The 16,338-nt window shown below is 49.7% G+C and carries 16 protein-coding genes; 8 read left to right on the forward strand and 8 right to left on the reverse strand.

All coding sequences use genetic code 11. The features are described 5' to 3' along the window. Nucleotides 1–10 precede the first annotated feature (10 nt). From AC3WQT_RS12360 to AC3WQT_RS12375, 4 genes are all read right to left on the reverse strand, one after another. The gene (locus tag AC3WQT_RS12360) at nt 11–1,201 is read right to left on the reverse strand and encodes an acyl-CoA dehydrogenase family protein (protein ID WP_492704245.1); all 1,191 of its coding nucleotides are present in this window, start codon (nt 1,199–1,201) and stop codon (nt 11–13) included. 144 nt (nt 1,202–1,345) lie between these two features. Beyond that, nucleotides 1,346–1,873 carry a GNAT family N-acetyltransferase gene (locus AC3WQT_RS12365; protein WP_492704246.1) on the reverse strand — a complete coding sequence of 176 codons (528 nt, stop codon included), beginning with the start codon at nt 1,871–1,873 and terminating at the stop codon, nt 1,346–1,348. A gap of 32 nt (nt 1,874–1,905) precedes the next feature. Continuing rightward, nucleotides 1,906–3,132, reverse strand: coding sequence for a DUF2863 family protein (locus AC3WQT_RS12370; RefSeq protein WP_492704248.1), 1,227 nt, complete (start codon nt 3,130–3,132; stop codon nt 1,906–1,908). 67 nt (nt 3,133–3,199) lie between these two features. Then, complete coding sequence (locus AC3WQT_RS12375) at nt 3,200–3,892, reverse strand: glutathione binding-like protein (RefSeq protein WP_492704250.1); 693 nt, start codon at nt 3,890–3,892, stop codon at nt 3,200–3,202. A gap of 167 nt (nt 3,893–4,059) precedes the next feature. Here AC3WQT_RS12375 and AC3WQT_RS12380 point away from each other — a divergent pair, with 167 nt between their 5' ends. Further along, nucleotides 4,060–4,917: a DMT family transporter gene (locus AC3WQT_RS12380; protein ID WP_492704251.1), complete on the forward strand. Its 858-nt coding sequence runs from the start codon at nt 4,060–4,062 to the stop codon at nt 4,915–4,917. Nucleotides 4,918–5,160: 243 nt separating this feature from the next. Here AC3WQT_RS12380 and AC3WQT_RS12385 read toward each other — a convergent pair whose 3' ends face one another. The 4 genes from AC3WQT_RS12385 to mfd form a co-directional block, all read right to left on the reverse strand. Further along, nucleotides 5,161–6,420 carry an acyl-CoA dehydrogenase family protein gene (locus tag AC3WQT_RS12385; protein WP_492704253.1) on the reverse strand — a complete coding sequence of 420 codons (1,260 nt, stop codon included), beginning with the start codon at nt 6,418–6,420 and terminating at the stop codon, nt 5,161–5,163. A 69-nt stretch (nt 6,421–6,489) separates the two neighbouring features. Then, nucleotides 6,490–7,557 carry a phosphotransferase gene (locus tag AC3WQT_RS12390; protein ID WP_492704254.1) on the reverse strand — a complete coding sequence of 356 codons (1,068 nt, stop codon included), beginning with the start codon at nt 7,555–7,557 and terminating at the stop codon, nt 6,490–6,492. 159 nt (nt 7,558–7,716) lie between these two features. Further along, complete coding sequence (gene serB / locus AC3WQT_RS12395) at nt 7,717–8,580, reverse strand: phosphoserine phosphatase SerB (RefSeq protein WP_492704256.1); 864 nt, start codon at nt 8,578–8,580, stop codon at nt 7,717–7,719. Between the two features lie 23 nt (nt 8,581–8,603). Beyond that, on the reverse strand, nt 8,604–12,035 hold the full coding sequence (gene mfd, locus AC3WQT_RS12400) for a transcription-repair coupling factor (protein WP_492704257.1): 3,432 nt from the start codon (nt 12,033–12,035) through the stop codon (nt 8,604–8,606). A gap of 126 nt (nt 12,036–12,161) precedes the next feature. Here mfd and ispD point away from each other — a divergent pair, with 126 nt between their 5' ends. The 7 genes from ispD to AC3WQT_RS12435 all read left to right on the forward strand — a co-directional run bounded on the left by ispD (nt 12,162) and on the right by AC3WQT_RS12435 (nt 16,297). Then, nucleotides 12,162–12,890, forward strand: a complete 729-nt coding sequence (ispD, locus tag AC3WQT_RS12405; RefSeq protein ID WP_492704259.1) for a 2-C-methyl-D-erythritol 4-phosphate cytidylyltransferase — start codon at nt 12,162–12,164, stop codon at nt 12,888–12,890. A 22-nt stretch (nt 12,891–12,912) separates the two neighbouring features. Beyond that, nucleotides 12,913–13,404, forward strand: a complete 492-nt coding sequence (gene ispF / locus AC3WQT_RS12410; RefSeq protein ID WP_492704261.1) for a 2-C-methyl-D-erythritol 2,4-cyclodiphosphate synthase — start codon at nt 12,913–12,915, stop codon at nt 13,402–13,404. 55 nt (nt 13,405–13,459) lie between these two features. After that, nucleotides 13,460–13,732: a DUF4404 family protein gene (locus AC3WQT_RS12415; RefSeq protein ID WP_492704262.1), complete on the forward strand. Its 273-nt coding sequence runs from the start codon at nt 13,460–13,462 to the stop codon at nt 13,730–13,732. Between the two features lie 298 nt (nt 13,733–14,030). After that, entirely contained in the window at nt 14,031–14,510 is a 480-nt protein-coding gene (locus tag AC3WQT_RS12420) for an FKBP-type peptidyl-prolyl cis-trans isomerase (RefSeq protein WP_492704264.1), read from the forward strand. 129 nt (nt 14,511–14,639) lie between these two features. After that, nucleotides 14,640–14,918: a DnaJ domain-containing protein gene (locus AC3WQT_RS12425; RefSeq protein ID WP_110253570.1), complete on the forward strand. Its 279-nt coding sequence runs from the start codon at nt 14,640–14,642 to the stop codon at nt 14,916–14,918. After that, nucleotides 14,915–15,517: a hypothetical protein gene (locus AC3WQT_RS12430; protein WP_492704265.1), complete on the forward strand. Its 603-nt coding sequence runs from the start codon at nt 14,915–14,917 to the stop codon at nt 15,515–15,517. The genes AC3WQT_RS12425 and AC3WQT_RS12430 overlap by 4 nt, the downstream gene beginning before the upstream one ends. A 9-nt stretch (nt 15,518–15,526) precedes the next feature. Continuing rightward, nucleotides 15,527–16,297 (forward strand): hypothetical protein, encoded by a 771-nt coding sequence (locus AC3WQT_RS12435; RefSeq protein ID WP_492704267.1) that lies wholly within the window; start codon nt 15,527–15,529, stop codon nt 16,295–16,297. The last annotated feature ends 41 nt before the right edge of the window (nt 16,298–16,338 follow it).

Here is a 16,338-nt window from a genome sequence, read left to right on the forward strand (position 1 = left end):
TTTGCTCTCCTCACAGACCCAGAATCATCTGAGTGATGATGTTTTTTTGAATTTCGTTGGAACCACCATAAATGGAAGTCTTGCGGAAATTGAAGTAATACGGTGCCAAAGGTGCAGCATCATCGTCACCGACTATGCTATGTTCAGTCTCACCTTCGAGGAAAGCTGGGTCAAATGGCAGGCCGTAAGGGCCAACTGCCTCTACCATCAATTCCGTCAATCTTTGCTGGATTTCTGTGCCCTTGATCTTGAGGAGCGAAGCTTCCGGGCCAGGGCGGCCACTGTCTTGTGAAATAACACGCAGGACTGTAATTTCCAATGCCATCAATTCCACTTCCAGACTGGCGACCTTGCTGGCATAGACGGCATCGTCAATCAGCGGCAGGCCATTTTTTTGATGTTTGGCAGCTATGCGCTTGAGAAATTGCAATTCACGTTTGGCACGGCCTACGGCAGCGATATTCGTGCGCTCATGGCCGAGTAGGTATTTGGCATATGTCCAGCCCTTGTTTTCTTCGCCTATCAGGTTTTCTACAGGGACTTTGACATTGTCGAAGAAGACTTCATTTACTTCATGCTCTTCATCGAGCATGATGATCGGGCGTACGGTAATGCCCGGCGTCTTCATATCGATGAGCAGGAAAGAGATGCCTTCCTGTTTACGTACACCAGTGTCAGTGCGCACCAGGCAAAAGATCATATCGGCATGCTGTGCGAGAGTGGTCCAGGTTTTTTGGCCGTTGACGATGTAATGCTCACCTTCGCGCTCGGCGCGGGTTTTCAGGGATGCAAGGTCTGAACCTGAGCCTGGTTCTGAGTAGCCCTGGCACCACCAGTCTTCACAACTCAGTATGCGTGGCAGGTAGTAGTCTTTTTGTGCCTGATTGCCAAATGCCATGATGACGGGTGCCACCATATTCACGCCAAAGGGCAGGATGGCCGGTGTGCCAGCGCGGGCGCATTCTTCTTCAAAGATATGGCGCTGGGTTGCTGTCCAGCCTGTGCCGCCATATTCTGTTGGCCAGCCTGTGGCTACCCAGCCCTGTTTGGCTAGTATTTTGTGCCAGCGAACAAAATCTTCTCTGGACAGGCGTTTATGATTCAATACTTTTTGCTGCAGGTCTTGTGGAAGATTGGCTTCAAGGTAGGTGCGCACCTGATCCCGGAAGGCAAGGTCTTCTGCCGTATAGTTCAAATCCATGTTGTCTCCTGTTTATATGGGCCGCAGCAAGCAATTAAAGAAAAAAGCAGAAAAAAGCACGACCGTTCAAAACTAATTGTACAACGGATTTTCACAAATGTGCCAAGCAAAATTGGCAGCTAGTGTTTGAGTCGTAAAAACTTGTTACAGATGGACTATGGGAGTTTGCATAGGCAGGAAGGCGATGCCGTGCATTTCTACTACCTCACCTTTGGTCTGAAAACCAAAACGCTCATATACGGGAATAGCATTCAAGGAAGAATTGACAGTAAAATGACCCGTATGCCCTTGTGCGGCAGCATGCTGATGTGCGCGCTGCCATAGGGCGCTTGACAGTCTTTGCTTCTGAAATGATGGATTGACGAACAGGTGAAACAGATGGCTGAGGTCGCGCATGGCAATGAAACCAGCCAGCGTTTCACCATGCCACGCAAGAATGAAATGATAGCGTGCATCAGAGAGATAAGAAAATTCTGCAGGCTCTGATACAGACTGCAAAAATAAATCAGCACCGCTGCCATCAGGGTTGACGCAAAAATCCAGAACAAACTGGGAGATTAATTGGCTAATGGCTGGTGCGTCAGTACTCAAACCATCTCTGAAATGAAAATCAGAGTCTGTTCCAGAGATGGTTTGTTCACTTTTATGCGCAGGGTTGCCCGTTGTCGTCATCTATCACCACCAAACTAGACAAATTTTGACGCTTAGTGGAAGTGGGTTGCACCTGGTGTTGGTGCATCATCCGGCATTTCGGTATGAACCAGATCGCTATCCCTGTCTGCAAATAGTGGTGTGCCGCAATCATCGCAGAATTCCATGGCAAAAATTTCTTCCAGTTGAATGATGTCAGTGACACCGCATTCTTGCAAGATGCCTGGTATCTCACCGGCAAGTTGTTCATTTTCATCCAGATTGACAGCGATGATCTGGTCCTCTGCCTGGTACAGCGGCCAGACTACACCATAGATAACTTCAGGCGCGTCGCGCAGGCAAAAACTGATGCGGTATTCGTCAATTTGTCCTGGATTTTCCTGCTCGCCAAAAGATGCGATGATGACTGTGAACTGGTCGGCCTCTTTACCCAGAGTCTGGGTCAGATAGAACATGGCAGAGCGTATGGTTGCAGGACGTATCCTGATATCTGCTTCACGGCAGGCCGTGTAATAGGCTTCGGGCAATAAAAGTTCTATGCCACATCCGGGTAACAGGCGTTTGACAGTCGCATCTGTTTGTAGCTGCCATTGCAACAAGGCATCATTTTTGGCTTGTGCGCAATCATAAGGCGCATCTATGGTTTGCCACTGGAAGAGTGGAGCATCTTTTTTCACTACCAGGACCCCAAGTACATAACGTATGTCAGCCAAAAAAGGAATAGTAGGTGCGCGCTCGGCTTCTGTTGGTGCAGGCGTATTTTTTAACAAAGCCAAGCTATGACGCTCAAGCAAGGCATAGGTTTCTACATGGCTGCGCGGTAATTGATCTATCGAGTACAAACCGGGTAACAAGCGCAGCTTTGCTTCATCCGCCAGCAAGTGGGCATTCAATTGCGTGTGCAGGGTGTCCAGCGCTTCTGTAGGTATGCTGCCCGAGGCAATTTCAAAACGCGTCCAGGCCAGTATGGGGGCAGCGATCAACAAGCTGGTGTAAGGCTGTCCCTCATGCTCAAACTGGGCGCAGGTGCTCACAGATTCCAGTGTTTCGGTCAGTACCTCATAGCCATTGGGATGCGTCTGGAACAGATGCTCAGTGGCTGACTCCAACATGTCCTGATGGTGTTGTCTGAGGCTTTTCGTTACCAGTGCATCCAGTTTGGCTTGCCAGTCCAGGTCTTCCACACGGCTGGCAGATTGTGCAACTGCAAGCGCAAGATTAGCGACGCGCTGGCTTTCAGCGGCGAGTTTGAGGCGGTTTCTTTTTATAGGGCGACGCATACTGAAATAGTGTTGAGGGGGTGAAGCCCATTGTAACGGTAATTGGCTACTCCCCCGGTGAATGAGTTTATTTCTTTGCGTACTGTGTTTTTCCAAACAAAACTTCTCTTGCCTTGTCATTGTCGAGAGGTTTGCGCAAATCTGCCAATACTTGCACGCCACGTTGTACCGCAGGACGTTGGCTGATAGCATCAAACCAGCGTTTGGCATTCGGGAATTCTGCCCAGTCTACACCCTGATTGGCGAATGAACGTGTCCATGGGAAGGTGGCAATGTCGGCGATGCCATATTCCTCTCCTGCCAGATAAGTGGTTTTTTCCAGTTGCTTATCAATGACACCGTAGATGCGCTTTGTTTCATTTGTATAGCGGTCAACGGCATATTCTATCTTTTCAGGCGCATAGATGCGGAAATGATGAGCCTGACCCAGCATGGGGCCAACGCTACCCATTTGAAACATCAGCCATTGCAGAGCTTCGTATTTCTCCCTGTCGGTTTTTCCAAGGAATAAGCCAGTTTTAGCAGCAAGATAAATCAGTATTGCACCAGATTCAAACAGGGCGATAGGTTTGCCGTCGGGGCCGTCGGCATCGACAATGGCAGGTATCTTGTTATTTGGTGATATCGCCAGGAAATCGGCTTTAAATTGATCACCAGCGCCAATATCAACGGGAATGACGCGGTAAGGCAAGCCGCATTCTTCCAGCATGATGTGTACTTTGTGTCCGTTTGGTGTCGGCCAGGAATAAACGTCTATCATTGCTTCCCTCTTTAATGGGTTGATGAAAACAGCAAGTATCCATTATGCATAGATTCATGCGTTTGCGCTTTAATCCAAAATAAAAGTGCAAAACCTTCATCTGACATGTTGCATCAACGCTTTATACTTCGGCTTTATACTTAATACTCGGCAAGCATAAAACTCATATGAAAAAGACCGCGCTGCCTGCTTTATTCGCCCTGCATATTGCGGTATTTTTATTCGGCGCTGCTGGCGTGCTGGGCAAGTCGCTGGCCGTCAGCTCCTTAATGCTGGTATTTGGGCGTACCTTGTTTGCAGCCTTGTGCCTTATACCTGTACTAACTTATCAGCGACAATTGCATTTTCGAGATATTTCAAAGGGCGTTGCCCTTTGTGGTTTTTTGCTGGCTATACACTGGCTGACTTTTTTTGCCTCACTCAATTTTGCTCCAGTTGCTTTTGGTTTGATGGGTTTTGCCAGCTTTCCTTTATTTGTGGCATTGCTTGAACCCTGGTTTTTTAAAGAGCAGAGGCGGGCATGCGATGCTTTGGCTGCTATATTTGTAGTTGTTGGTATGGTGGTGATGGTCAGTGCCACTTCATGGGAGGATGGTGCGCTCCATGCTTTGGGCCTGGGGATATTATCCGGTTTCAGTTTCGCTTTGCTGGCGATGGTGAATCGCTGGCAGGGCAGTCATATTCCTGCATTTAAACTGGCATTTCTGCAAAATGGAGTGGCCGCAGTTTTACTTCTGCCTTTGGTGTTACTGACAGGCGATCTGGCAGGCAACAGCGTACAAATCTGGTCGGGGTTGATCTTGCTGGGTGCGGTGTTTACAGCCTTGTCTCATGGTTTGTTCATGTTCAGCCTGCGTCATTTATCCACCAGTTTTGTCAGCATCATGACTTCGCTAGAGCCGGTGTATGGCATGTTGCTGGCATACCTGTTTTTGCGAGAAACACCGGGAATGCTTGAATTAGCTGGTGCTTCCATCATCTTGGCCGCCACGGCTTATGCCAGTTATCAACATCAGGCGCACTAATTTGTTAGTAGCTTAACTCTGCCTCAGTCTTTCCTGCCCTATGCATCTTTTTGGCAATTGTTAACAACGGATCAGGAGTTAATGCAGGCGAAAAACCTGCCATGAGCGTTTTGTCTTTGCCAGGGCATTGATGCACAAAAATCCGTTAATGTGATTCTTCGTACCAAATAATATCAAGAGTATAGTCGTGCGCAACTCATGTTGTTATCGAATTGCGCACAGACTCAATTCAGACTTATTTGCTTAGGAACGGGTAATTGGCAAACCCAAGTCTTCCGTCAGACTGATGTGTTTTGCCAGTTCCAGCTTGGCTATCGCATTCCTGTGGACTTCGTCCGGGCCATCTGCCAGGCGTAAAGTACGGTTACCAGCCCATTGTGCTGCCAGCGGGAAATCGCCAGAAACACCACCAGCACCATGGGCCTGTATCGCCCAGTCCAGCACTTGCTGGGTGACATTCGGTGCCAATACCTTGATCATGGCAATTTCTGCCTGAGCATGCTTGTTGCCGACGGTATCCATCATATAAGCCGCCTTCAGAGTCAACAGGCGCGCCGTGTCGATTTGTATGCGCGATTCTGCAATGCGCTCACGCCAGATGCTTTGTTCGGAAATTTTCTTGCCAAAGGCAGTGCGGCTGTTCAGACGCTTGCACATCAATTCCAGCGCACGCTCTGCCACGCCTATGGCACGCATGCAGTGATGGATGCGGCCAGGGCCAAGACGGCCTTGGGCAATTTCAAAACCACGGCCTTCACCTAAAAGAATATTCGATGTTGGCACGCGCACGTTTTCAAACAGGATTTCGCAATGACCATGTGGAGCATCGTCGTAACCAAAAACGGGAAGAGGGCGGACAACTGTAATGCCAGGAGTTTTGGCATCCACCAGTATCATCGATTGCTGTGAATGGCGGGCGGCATTGAAATCAGTCTTGCCCATCAATATATACACGGCGCAACGTGGATCCCCAGCACCGGATATCCACCACTTGTGACCATTGATGACATAGTCATCGCCATCGCGGTCTATGCGGGTTTCGATGTTGGTGGCGTCAGATGAGGCAACTCCTGGCTCTGTCATCGCAAAGGCAGAGCGGATTTCACCACGCAAGAGTGGTTCCAGCCATTGCTTCTTGTGTTCTTCGCTGCCATAGCGTTCTATGGTTTCCATATTGCCGGTGTCAGGTGCTGAGCAGTTGAATACTTCCGGTGCCCAGCTCACGCGGCCCATGATTTCGCATAGTGGCGCGTAATCCAGATTCGACAAGCCTTCTGGCGCACGCACTGATTTTGGCAGGAATAAGTTCCACAAGCCTTGTGCACGCGCTTTTGGTTTTAAGTCTTCAATGATCTGGGTAGCGATCCAGCGATTGCCTTTTTCTAGGCCATTACGGTCAATTTCTTCCTTATAGGCCTTTTCATTGGGATAAATATGTTCATCCATGAAACGCAAGAGTTTGCCTTGCAAGTCTTTACAGCGATCTGAGTATTCGAATTCCATGTTGTCTCCAATGATATTGTCGTTTTGTGCTGCTTTGGAACTGAGAGAATGTGCTGTCTGAATAGATGATTACTTTTTAGCGTAGCTCCAGCCGAGTTCAGCCATGGGGCGTGCCGCTTCGCCAGATTTTTTCGCCTGTGCGCTGGATGCAGTGCCATCAACATAGCGTTTCATGATGCCTTGCAAAATCCCTGCCATCCGGAACAGGTTATAGGCCAGGTAGAAATTGAAATCTTCCTGACGTATGGTTTTACCTGTACGTTCGCAATATTTGGCAATGTATTCTTGCTCATTGGGGATGCCCAATGCCTTGTGATCAAGACCAGCGATGCCACGGAACTGGCCGGGGGTTACATGCCAACTCATGCAATGATAAGAAAAATCAGCAAGGGGGTGACCAAGCGTTGACAGTTCCCAATCCAGTATCGCCATGATGCGTGGCTCGGTTGGGTGGAACATCATATTGTCGAGGCGGTAATCGCCGTGCACGATACTGGTGTCGTCTCCAGGCGGGATATTATGCGGCAGCCATTCAATAAGATTGTCCATGGCTTCGATTTTTTCAGTCTCGGAAGCACGATATTGTTTGGTCCAACGATCTATCTGGCGAGCAAAATAATTGCCTGGCTTGCCGTAGTCGGCCAAACCGATGGCTGCATAATCGATGGTGTGCAATTGCGCGATGACGCGATTCATTTCATCGTAGATTTCGCCACGCTCAGTTGGTGTCATACCGGGCAGCGATTGATCCCACAGCACACGGCCATCAACAAATTCCATGACGTAGAAGGCGCGGCCTATAACATCTTCATCGGTGCATAGTGCATATTGGCGTGCTGCAGGGAAACCCGCTTTGTTCAAGGCATTCATGACCTTGAATTCACGTTCTATGGCATGGGCAGAAGGTAGCAATTTTGCGACTGGGCCAGGTTTGGCACGCAAGACGTAGCGCTGGTCGCCCGCGCTGAGTTTGAAAGTGGGGTTGGACTGCCCCCCCTTGAATTGCTCCACCACCAGCTTGTCTGCCAGCGTAGCGTCGAAACCCTCAACATGCTGACGCATATAGTCTGCCAGTGCCGCCACATCAAATTTTTGACGCTCGGCCACTGGCATGGTGCCCATGAATTCTTCAAACATCGGTGTCTCCCAATTGTTTCAGTTTTTGTATGATCTTACTCCTGGCACAGGTGGATGTGCTGGATGAGCTGAAACTATTCTAACTCAAATAATAGAACGTTCGTACTATTATTTGAGTGTTGAGGGGGAACTGACTATCAGTGTTGTGTGCTTCAGTGCTTATGGGCTAGGTGCCTGCAGCAAATTCAACACTCCATCCAGCCCGACAAAATTCAGGGCCACGTCTGCTTGTGCACGCACCACAGGCTTGGCCCTGAATGCGACGGACAAACCAGAAATTTTCATCATTTTCAAATCATTCGCACCGTCACCCATGACGATGGCCTGATCGGTGGGAATGCTCATCTCGGCACAGACGCGCTCCACGGTTCTCTGTTTTTCATCTGCATCAATAATGGTGCCTATGACTTTGCCGGTCAGTTTGCCGTCCTGGATTTCAAGTACATTGGAGTGGGTATAGTCCAGATTCAGGCGTGATTTCATGCGGTCGGTGAAGAAAGTAAAACCACCGGATACCAGTAAAGTCTTTAGACCGGCTTGCTGTATGGTCTTCAGCATCTGATCTGCACCCAGGGACAATTGCAGGCGCTCGTCGTATACGCGTTGCAGGGCGCTGGCATCGAGGCCTTTGAGCAGGGCGACGCGACGGACCAGGCTCTCCTGGAATTCCAGTTCGCCGCGCATGGCGGCTTCGGTAATTTCTGCCACTTGCGGTTTCAAGCCCTGCATGTCAGCGATTTCATCTATGCATTCTATAGTGATCAGGGTTGAATCCATGTCCATGGCGACCAGTTTGAAATCAGTCAGCGCAAGTTGCGTGTCCAGAGCCGTGATATCTAATTGGGCAGCGAAGCAGCGCTCGCGTATTGCGCTCAAAGTCTGCGCATCAAATTCTGCATCGTCGAGGCGCACTGCCTGGACATTCAGTTGCATCAGTTTTGCCCTGGTCTGGCTGGCGATATCCTGAACGAGTGCGATATTATTGCTGAGCGTGTTGTTCAGGCCTTGTATGGTCAAATGCATGGTCGTCTCTTTTATTCAATTAATTAGTGCAGTGCCTTGATGGTAGCCTTGATCTGGGCTACGCGGCTGGCCAGGTCGGGCATGGCGGCTGTGATGCGTAGTTTGTCCTGACCATTCAGTTTGATGTGCTTGTTCTTTTGCACCAGCTCTATGATGCGCATGCCGTCTATCGGTGGCTTGGGTTCAAATTGCAGTGTCGCAGCTTCGCTATGGGCATCAATCTTGATGATGCCCAGCGGTTTGGCTGCAACGCGCAGTCTATGGGTTTCCAGCAGCGATTTTACGGGTTCTGGCAGTTTGCCAAAACGGTCTATCATTTCTTCCTGCATATCATCAATGCCGCTAGCGCTGCTGCAATTGGCCAGACGCTTGTAGATGGACAGACGTTCATGTACGTCACCACAGAATTCATTCGGTAGCAGGGCAGGGATGTGCAGGTTAATTTCTGTCGTGGTTGATAGTGGTGCGGCCAGATCGGGTTCCTTGCCATTCTTCAGCGAGCGTACTGCTTCACTGAGCATGTCGGAATACATCTGGAAACCTATCTCATGCATTTCGCCAGATTGGTTATCGCCCAATACTTCACCGGCGCCGCGAATTTCCAGATCATGCATGGCCAGGTAAAAGCCGCTACCCAGTTCTTCCATCTGCTGGATGGCTTCAAGACGGCGATTCGCCTGCTTTGTCAGGCTTTGTACATCATGTACCAGCAAGTAGGCATAAGCCTGGTGGTGAGAGCGACCGATGCGGCCACGCAATTGATGTAACTGTGCCAGACCGAATTTGTCGGCTCTGTGCATGATGATGGTATTGGCAGTTGGTACGTCGATACCGGTTTCAATAATCGTGGTACACAGCAAAATATTATGCCGTTGGGCCACAAAGTCACGCATGACTTTTTCCAGGTCACGCTCATGCATCTGGCCATGTGCCACGACTACGCGTGCCTCTGGCAGCAAGGCTTCCAGCATGGCCTTGCGGTTTTCTATGGTTTCAACTTCATTGTGCAGGAAATAGACCTGACCACCACGCTTCAATTCACGCAAGCAGGCTTCGCGGATGACAGAATCATCTTCGCCGCGTACGAAGGTCTTGATCGCCAGCCGCTTTTGCGGTGCTGTCGCGATGACAGAAAAGTCACGCAAGCCTTCCAGTGCCATGCCCAGGGTGCGTGGTATCGGTGTCGCTGTCAGCGTCAATACATCGACTTCTGCACGCAAAGCCTTCAAGGCTTCTTTTTGGCGTACACCAAAGCGATGTTCTTCATCAATAATCACCAGGCCAAGGCGGGAGAATTTAACATCGTCAGACAGCAGTTTATGCGTGCCAATGACGATATCAACAGTGCCGTCGCCCATGCCTTTCATGGCGATGCTGATTTCCTTGCCGGAACGGAATCGTGATAATTCAGCAATTTTCACTGGCCAGGCGGCAAAGCGGTCAGCAAAAGTCTGGGCATGTTGCTCTGCCAGCAGGGTGGTAGGTGCCAGGATGGCGACTTGCTTGCCACCCATGACGGCAACGAAGGCGGCACGCAAGGCTACCTCTGTCTTGCCAAAGCCAACGTCGCCACAGATCAGCCTGTCCATAGGCTTGCCTGAGGTCATGTCGCCAATGACAGCGGTGATGGCTGCTGCCTGGTCCGGTGTTTCATCAAAGCCAAAGCTATCGGCAAAGGCTTCATAGTCACGTGCAGAATACTCAAAGGCATGGCCCTGGCGCGCGGCGCGGCGGGCATACAGGTTCAGCAACTCGGCGGCAGTATCGCGAATTTGCTGCGCCGCTTTTTTCTTGGCTTTTTCCCACTGGCCTGAACCCAGGCTATGCAAAGGCGCGTCATCTGGCGACGCACCGGAGTAACGAGAAATGACATGCAATTGCGATACCGGCACGTACAGTTTGGTATCTTTAGCGTATTCCAGATGCAGGAATTCGGTTTCACCTTCGCCCAGGTCCATGCTGATCAGGCCCATGTAGCGGCCTATGCCATGGTTGCTATGGACGACAGGATCACCAATTTTCAGTTCTGACAGGTCGCGCACCATGTGTTCAACTTGGGTAACAGCTTCCTGCTTTTTACGGCCTATGCGTTTGCCACTGCCGGCATACAGTTCGGCTTCAGTAATAAATGCCAGACCATCGGCAAGTACAAAACCGGCGTGCAGAGGAGCTACGCCCAGCATCAGCTTGGTATTCGCTGTGGTAAAGTCGGCATAGCCTTCGCACAGGCTTAGACGGATATCGTATTCAGTGAAATACTGCTGCAAGGTTTCGCGACGACCCAGTGTTTCGGCGCAGATCATCACGCGCTTGTCTGTTTGCAGCAGGAAGGAACGCAAGTTCGCTAGCGGATCATCAGCGCGGCGATTGACGGCGATATCTGGTAAAAAGCTGGATACTTCAGAGGCAGTAGCAGATTTATCGGTGGACGCGATGGTCCAGCGCGCCAGCGGTTTCATCGCAGCAAAAAAGTCTTCGTCGCGCAGAAACACGCTTTCTGGTGCCAGCACCGGGCGTTCACGGTCAGACTTTAAAAACTGGTAGCGTGAACGGGTATCGTTCCAGAAACGCCGGATGGCATCGTCAATATCGCCGATCAGCGCAAAATGCGGCGCTTCTGGCAGATAATCAAACAGGGTGGCGGTTTGCTCAAAGAATAGCGGCAGGTAATATTCTATGCCGGCTGAAGGTATGCCATTTCCTATATCTTTATAGATACTGGAACGTGAAGGATCACCCTCAAAAGTTTCGCGCCAGCGGCTGCGGAAGGCAGCGCGCGCAGGTTCATCCATGGGGAATTCGCGACCAGGCAGCAGGCGTACTTCCGGCACAGGGTAGAGCGAACGTTGCGTATCGGCATCAAAGGTGCGTATGGTCTCTATGGTGTCGCCAAACAGATCCAGGCGGTAAGGTAGGGTCGAGCCCATGGGGAACAAGTCTATCAAACCACCGCGCACAGAATATTCACCCGGTGACATGACCTGGTTGACATGGCTATAACCTGCCAGTGTCAGTTGGTTCTTTAGCTTGGCCTCGTCAAGACGATCACCTTTTTTGAAAAAGAAGGTGTAGGCTGCCAGGAAAGAGGGTGGGGCCATGCGCAACAAGGCCGTCGTTGCCGGTGCCAGCAAGACATCGCAATTGCCATTCTGGATTTCATGCAGGCTGGCTAGGCGCTCAGACACCAAGTCCTGATGCGGTGAAAAGGCGTCGTAAGGCAGGGTTTCCCAGTCTGGCAGCAAATGGCAGCGCAGTTCTGCATTAAACCAAGGGATTTCATCCAGCAGACGCTGGGCATCTCCAGGGTTGGCGACAAAAATGGTCAGCATGCGCTTGTCAGCCTTGAGCGCCGTCGCTGCTTGCGCCAGGGCGTAAGCATCGGAAGAACCATGCAAATTGGGGAGTGCCAGTTTATGGCCGGGTTTTGCTAAGGATTTGCTGAAATCAAATGACATTGCGGCTATACATGTGGAATGCCGTAAAAGCTGCTTACGGAACAAGATACGCGGTTAAAATGAGCGCCTAATTATAAACGAAGGGGCTCTTTCTTATCGGGGCAGCTTCAAGAGCTTGTGACATTCATGGAAAAACAATTGCAAGAACATCATTTTGACGCCGAAAAGCTGATAGATACGCTTCGCTATGTTGCGCTGATTCCTGCTGCGGGCGTGGGTTCGCGTATGGGCGCAGCTACACCTAAGCAATATATGCGTATAGGCAGTAAATCAGTTCTGCAGCACACTGTCGATGCATTCCTTGGTTTTTCAAAAATACAGCATACCTATGTCGTCGTCGGCCCGGATGACGCTTATGTAGATGAATATCTGCATAAAGCAGAAAAGCTGACAATCTTGCGTTGTGGTGGTGCCAGTCGCCGTGATACGGTCAGAAATGGCTTGAGCGAGCTAGCCAGTACTTTGGGTAATGCAGACTGGGTACTCGTGCACGATGCCGCCAGACCGGGTTTGACATCTGGCCTGCTGCAGCATTTAATTGATCAGGTTGCTGATAATACAGTCGGCGGCTTGTTGGCCCTGCCGGTAGTTGATACCGTCAAACGGGTGGAAAACGGCAAAGTACAAACCATACCTCGTGATGGCTTGTGGTTGGCGCAAACCCCGCAAATGTTCCGTTATCAGTTGTTGTGCGATGCCCTGGATGCTGCATATCAGGTGACCGATGAAGCCAGCGCTATTGAAGCTGCAGGCCATGCCCCCATACTGGTTGAAGGGCATGCACGAAATATGAAGCTGACTTTACCCAGCGATATGGCATTAATCGCCCAGTATTTAAATAGCCCGGAAGAATAAAGGAAGCTTGATGCAAAATAAGATGTTACCGTACAGAATAGGTCAGGGTTATGACTGTCATGCACTGGTGCCCGGTCGCAAATTGATTATTGGTGGGGTCACTATCCCGCACACAACAGGTTTGCTTGGGCATTCAGATGCGGATGTGTTATTGCATGCCATTACCGATGCACTCTTTGGTTCAGTCGCCTTGGGTGATATAGGGGGGCATTTCCCCGATACCGATACCCGTTTTGCCGGTGCTGATTCACGTGTTTTATTGCGTGAGGCTGTCAAGCGTATTCACGCTGCAGGTTATGAAGTGGGTAATCTGGATGCCACCATCATTGCCCAGGCTCCGAAGATGGCAGCACATATTGCAGGCATGGTGGCAAATATTGCTGAAGATATGCAGGTTGATATCAACCAGGTCAATATCAAAGCAAAAACCAATGAACGTCTTGGTTATCTAGGTAGGGAAGAGGGTATAGCTGCCGAAGCCGTGGTACTGGTTTTTCCGCGAGTCAGCAACTAAACTGCAAAAAGCTAAGCTGCAAAAAGCTAAGAATGTTCCATCAAGGAGATATGATATGAAACAAGAGCAATTGAAACATTTGCTGGGCCTCTTACATCAAGAGTTGGCAAGTACTGAAGCTGTTGATGATGAGTTGAAATCCTTGCTGGAGAAATTGAATGAGGATATTCAACATGTCTTGTCTACTACAAAAAATCACGATGACCCAGTATTCGCGGCCTTGAGCGAGCGTTCGCAGGCTTTGTCAGCGAAATTCGCTGCACAGCACCCCAAGCTGGAACCAGCTCTGCGTGAACTGGGTACCATGCTTGAAAAAATTGGTGTTTGACAGGCTTTCATCAATCCAGTCCCACTTTTAAAACCGCCGCTGGTGGTTTTTTATTGCCTAACGGAAAATAAAATTGTGCTGTAACCAAGCTTAGTTCCTGGTGTTCATTGAAGAAAGAGCATTACGTGCAGAAGAGATAGAATAACAAAAACAGCAAACTCCAAAAATAGAAGGCGGCTCTGCTACAATACGCGGTTAGCCTATTGAAATGGGTGCTTGTAGGCTATATATGCTTGGATATCAAGCTTACTCATTTCAATTTTGTCGCAATAATGCGCAATTACTCTATTTATTTGTCATGCAAATCACACAAAATACCGCTGTCACTTTGAATTACACCATGTTCAGTGCTGAGGGCGAGCTCATAGACCAGAATCAGCAGCCCATCGTTTATTTGCATGGCGGATATGATAATATTTTGCCAGCAGTTGAGGCCGCGCTGGATGGCAAAGCCGTTGGCGACAAAGTCTCTGTAACTTTGGCACCAGAAGAAGGTTTTGGCGAATTTGATCCAGAATTCGTGCGCGAAGAAGATATCAGTGCTTTTCCTCCTGATATCGAAGTTGGCATGATGTTTGAAACACGTGAGCCAGAAACTGGCGAAACCATGCAATTCCGCGTTACTGCCATTGATGCAGGCGTGGTGACTGTCGATGGCAATCATCCCCTGGCTGGCATGACCATACGTTTCGATGCAGAAGTGCTGGAAGTACGCGAAGCTACTGATGAAGAAGTTGTGCATGGTCACGTGCATGGCGAACACGGTCATCACCATTAATATGCATCTACAGGAATAGCTGAATTCTGGCTTGTTCCTGTATAGGGGGATCCATGCAAATGGTTCCCCTTGTTCTTCGCTGCTGATCTGCAGTGTCAATTCAAGTCCAAGTGCAAGCCAAGGGTGTGTATGAAAGACTATTATTTTATTCTCGGTATTGCCACCAATGCGAGTCTGGCAGACGTCAAGAAGGCGTTTCGTCAAAAGGCAGCAGAGTTTCATCCAGACAGAAATGATTCTGAACTGGCGCCGGAAAAATTCCATGCGGTCAAAGAAGCTTACGATATCTTGTCGGACGAGGCAGCGCGTACTGCCTATGATGAAAATCGCCGGCGCAATTTACTGGATTCTCCCATAGAGACAGCGACCGAAATCTGGAAAAATTATTTATCAGGAGTATTGCAGTGAAATTGTCACGTTTTTTTGAAGATATTATTCCGCTCTACAAGGCTGAATTGGAAGATTTGAAATCCGATTCCGAGGGCAAAAACGTGCTCAAGGCCAGGTTGCGTGAAAAGGCTGAACAATTGCCTATGTTATTACCCATGATGGCCAGCAATCCTGAAATGCTGGCAGTGGCTTTTCATCAGGGCTTCATTTTCATGAATCCATTGACGATGGAATCATTGATTACCAAAGAAGCAGGCAAATTCCCTTCCTGGAAAAGTTTATCGACAACAGTCAAGCTGGAGCCTTGGGCTGAGCCGCTGAGTCGTATTGTCTTGAAAGACCCTGACGGTGAAGCCTTCCTGGTGACGGCTGCAGCGCTGGAATATCTGAATCGTAGTAATACCACGCGTAAAGCTGGTGCTAGCGATGCGGCAGGTGCTGATGAGGATGAAGATAAAGAAGCCAATGAGGAAAATGAAGAGCTGAAAGAACATGGCGATCTTGATGGCCAATATGGCAGGCACGGTCGCGATGACGGTGATGATGGTGATGATTATGATCTGGGCGAAGCCGGTGCAGACTGGTTGGCTGAGCAAGGTTTTGACCGCAAAGAATAAGGAGTACAGATGAATTATCCTGCATTAATCGAAGCCCAAAGCCTGGTCAAGGCGGGTGACATCGCCGGTGCTGAACATGCGCTGGCTAATCTGGCCGAAACCGAAGGCGACAAAGCACTGGTAGCTGCCCTTGATGAATTTCCGGCCAAGGATTTGCTGGCAATTATCCGTGAGTACGATGCATCGAAAGAGTCTTTGGTGAACCTGCTGGTCACGCCTGAGCAGTTTGCCCAGGCTGTGGTGCTGGAACGCCGCTATGGCGATCAGACACATGAACAATTGCGTGGCATGGTCAATTCCGTCATTTTCCGCGAAGGTGCTGACCCGGCAGAATTTTTGTATGAAATCGCCGAAGTGGAGGGTGGCTATGACGCTCTCGTCGATTACCTGCTCGACAGGGCGCAAATGGTAGAGCATTTCTACCGCTACGCGACTTTCGATTTGTATGAATATGGCGACGACAACAAAACCCAGGCACGTGATGATGATTTGCTCAATCTGACCCGCGACACCGAGAGCCTGGCGTCGCCTTTGGACATGGCCAATCTGGAAGATCACGACTGGATGCAGGTGACTTATATCCTGCGCTATGAACTGCCAGAAATTTTCCGCGAAGTACTGATGAAATTGCGTGCACGTTACAAAGCTTACCAGGCCAGCCTGGCGCAAGATGAATTATTGGAAGGCGGCGAGGGCGGCAATGAAGAAGAGCAGGACGAGCGCCCTAAAAACAATGATGATGGCGACGACAAGGATGATGACGAAGAGTCAGCCTTGTAATTGTTGATGTTATTTTAATGCACGTGGCAGGATTTTTTCTG

Source organism: Undibacterium sp. FW305-107 (assembly GCF_058788535.1).

Bases quoted from the DNA above. Each gene is read 5' to 3' on its own strand.
- AC3WQT_RS12390 (WP_492704254.1), bottom strand. From the start codon at position 7,557: ATGTTTGAAGAATTCATGGGCACCATGCCAGTGGCCGAGCGTCAAAAA.
- AC3WQT_RS12360 (WP_492704245.1), bottom strand. From the start codon at position 1,201: ATGGATTTGAACTATACGGCAGAAGACCTTGCCTTCCGGGATCAGGTG.
- ispD (WP_492704259.1), top strand. From the start codon at position 12,162: ATGGAAAAACAATTGCAAGAACATCATTTTGACGCCGAAAAGCTGATA.
- AC3WQT_RS12380 (WP_492704251.1), top strand. From the start codon at position 4,060: ATGAAAAAGACCGCGCTGCCTGCTTTATTCGCCCTGCATATTGCGGTA.
- ispF (WP_492704261.1), top strand. From the start codon at position 12,913: ATGTTACCGTACAGAATAGGTCAGGGTTATGACTGTCATGCACTGGTG.
- AC3WQT_RS12385 (WP_492704253.1), bottom strand. From the start codon at position 6,420: ATGGAATTCGAATACTCAGATCGCTGTAAAGACTTGCAAGGCAAACTC.
- serB (WP_492704256.1), bottom strand. From the start codon at position 8,580: ATGCATTTGACCATACAAGGCCTGAACAACACGCTCAGCAATAATATC.
- mfd (WP_492704257.1), bottom strand. From the start codon at position 12,035: ATGTCATTTGATTTCAGCAAATCCTTAGCAAAACCCGGCCATAAACTG.
- AC3WQT_RS12420 (WP_492704264.1), top strand. From the start codon at position 14,031: ATGCAAATCACACAAAATACCGCTGTCACTTTGAATTACACCATGTTC.
- AC3WQT_RS12415 (WP_492704262.1), top strand. From the start codon at position 13,460: ATGAAACAAGAGCAATTGAAACATTTGCTGGGCCTCTTACATCAAGAG.
- AC3WQT_RS12435 (WP_492704267.1), top strand. From the start codon at position 15,527: ATGAATTATCCTGCATTAATCGAAGCCCAAAGCCTGGTCAAGGCGGGT.
- AC3WQT_RS12375 (WP_492704250.1), bottom strand. From the start codon at position 3,892: ATGATAGACGTTTATTCCTGGCCGACACCAAACGGACACAAAGTACAC.
- AC3WQT_RS12365 (WP_492704246.1), bottom strand. From the start codon at position 1,873: ATGACGACAACGGGCAACCCTGCGCATAAAAGTGAACAAACCATCTCT.
- AC3WQT_RS12425 (WP_110253570.1), top strand. From the start codon at position 14,640: ATGAAAGACTATTATTTTATTCTCGGTATTGCCACCAATGCGAGTCTG.
- AC3WQT_RS12370 (WP_492704248.1), bottom strand. From the start codon at position 3,132: ATGCGTCGCCCTATAAAAAGAAACCGCCTCAAACTCGCCGCTGAAAGC.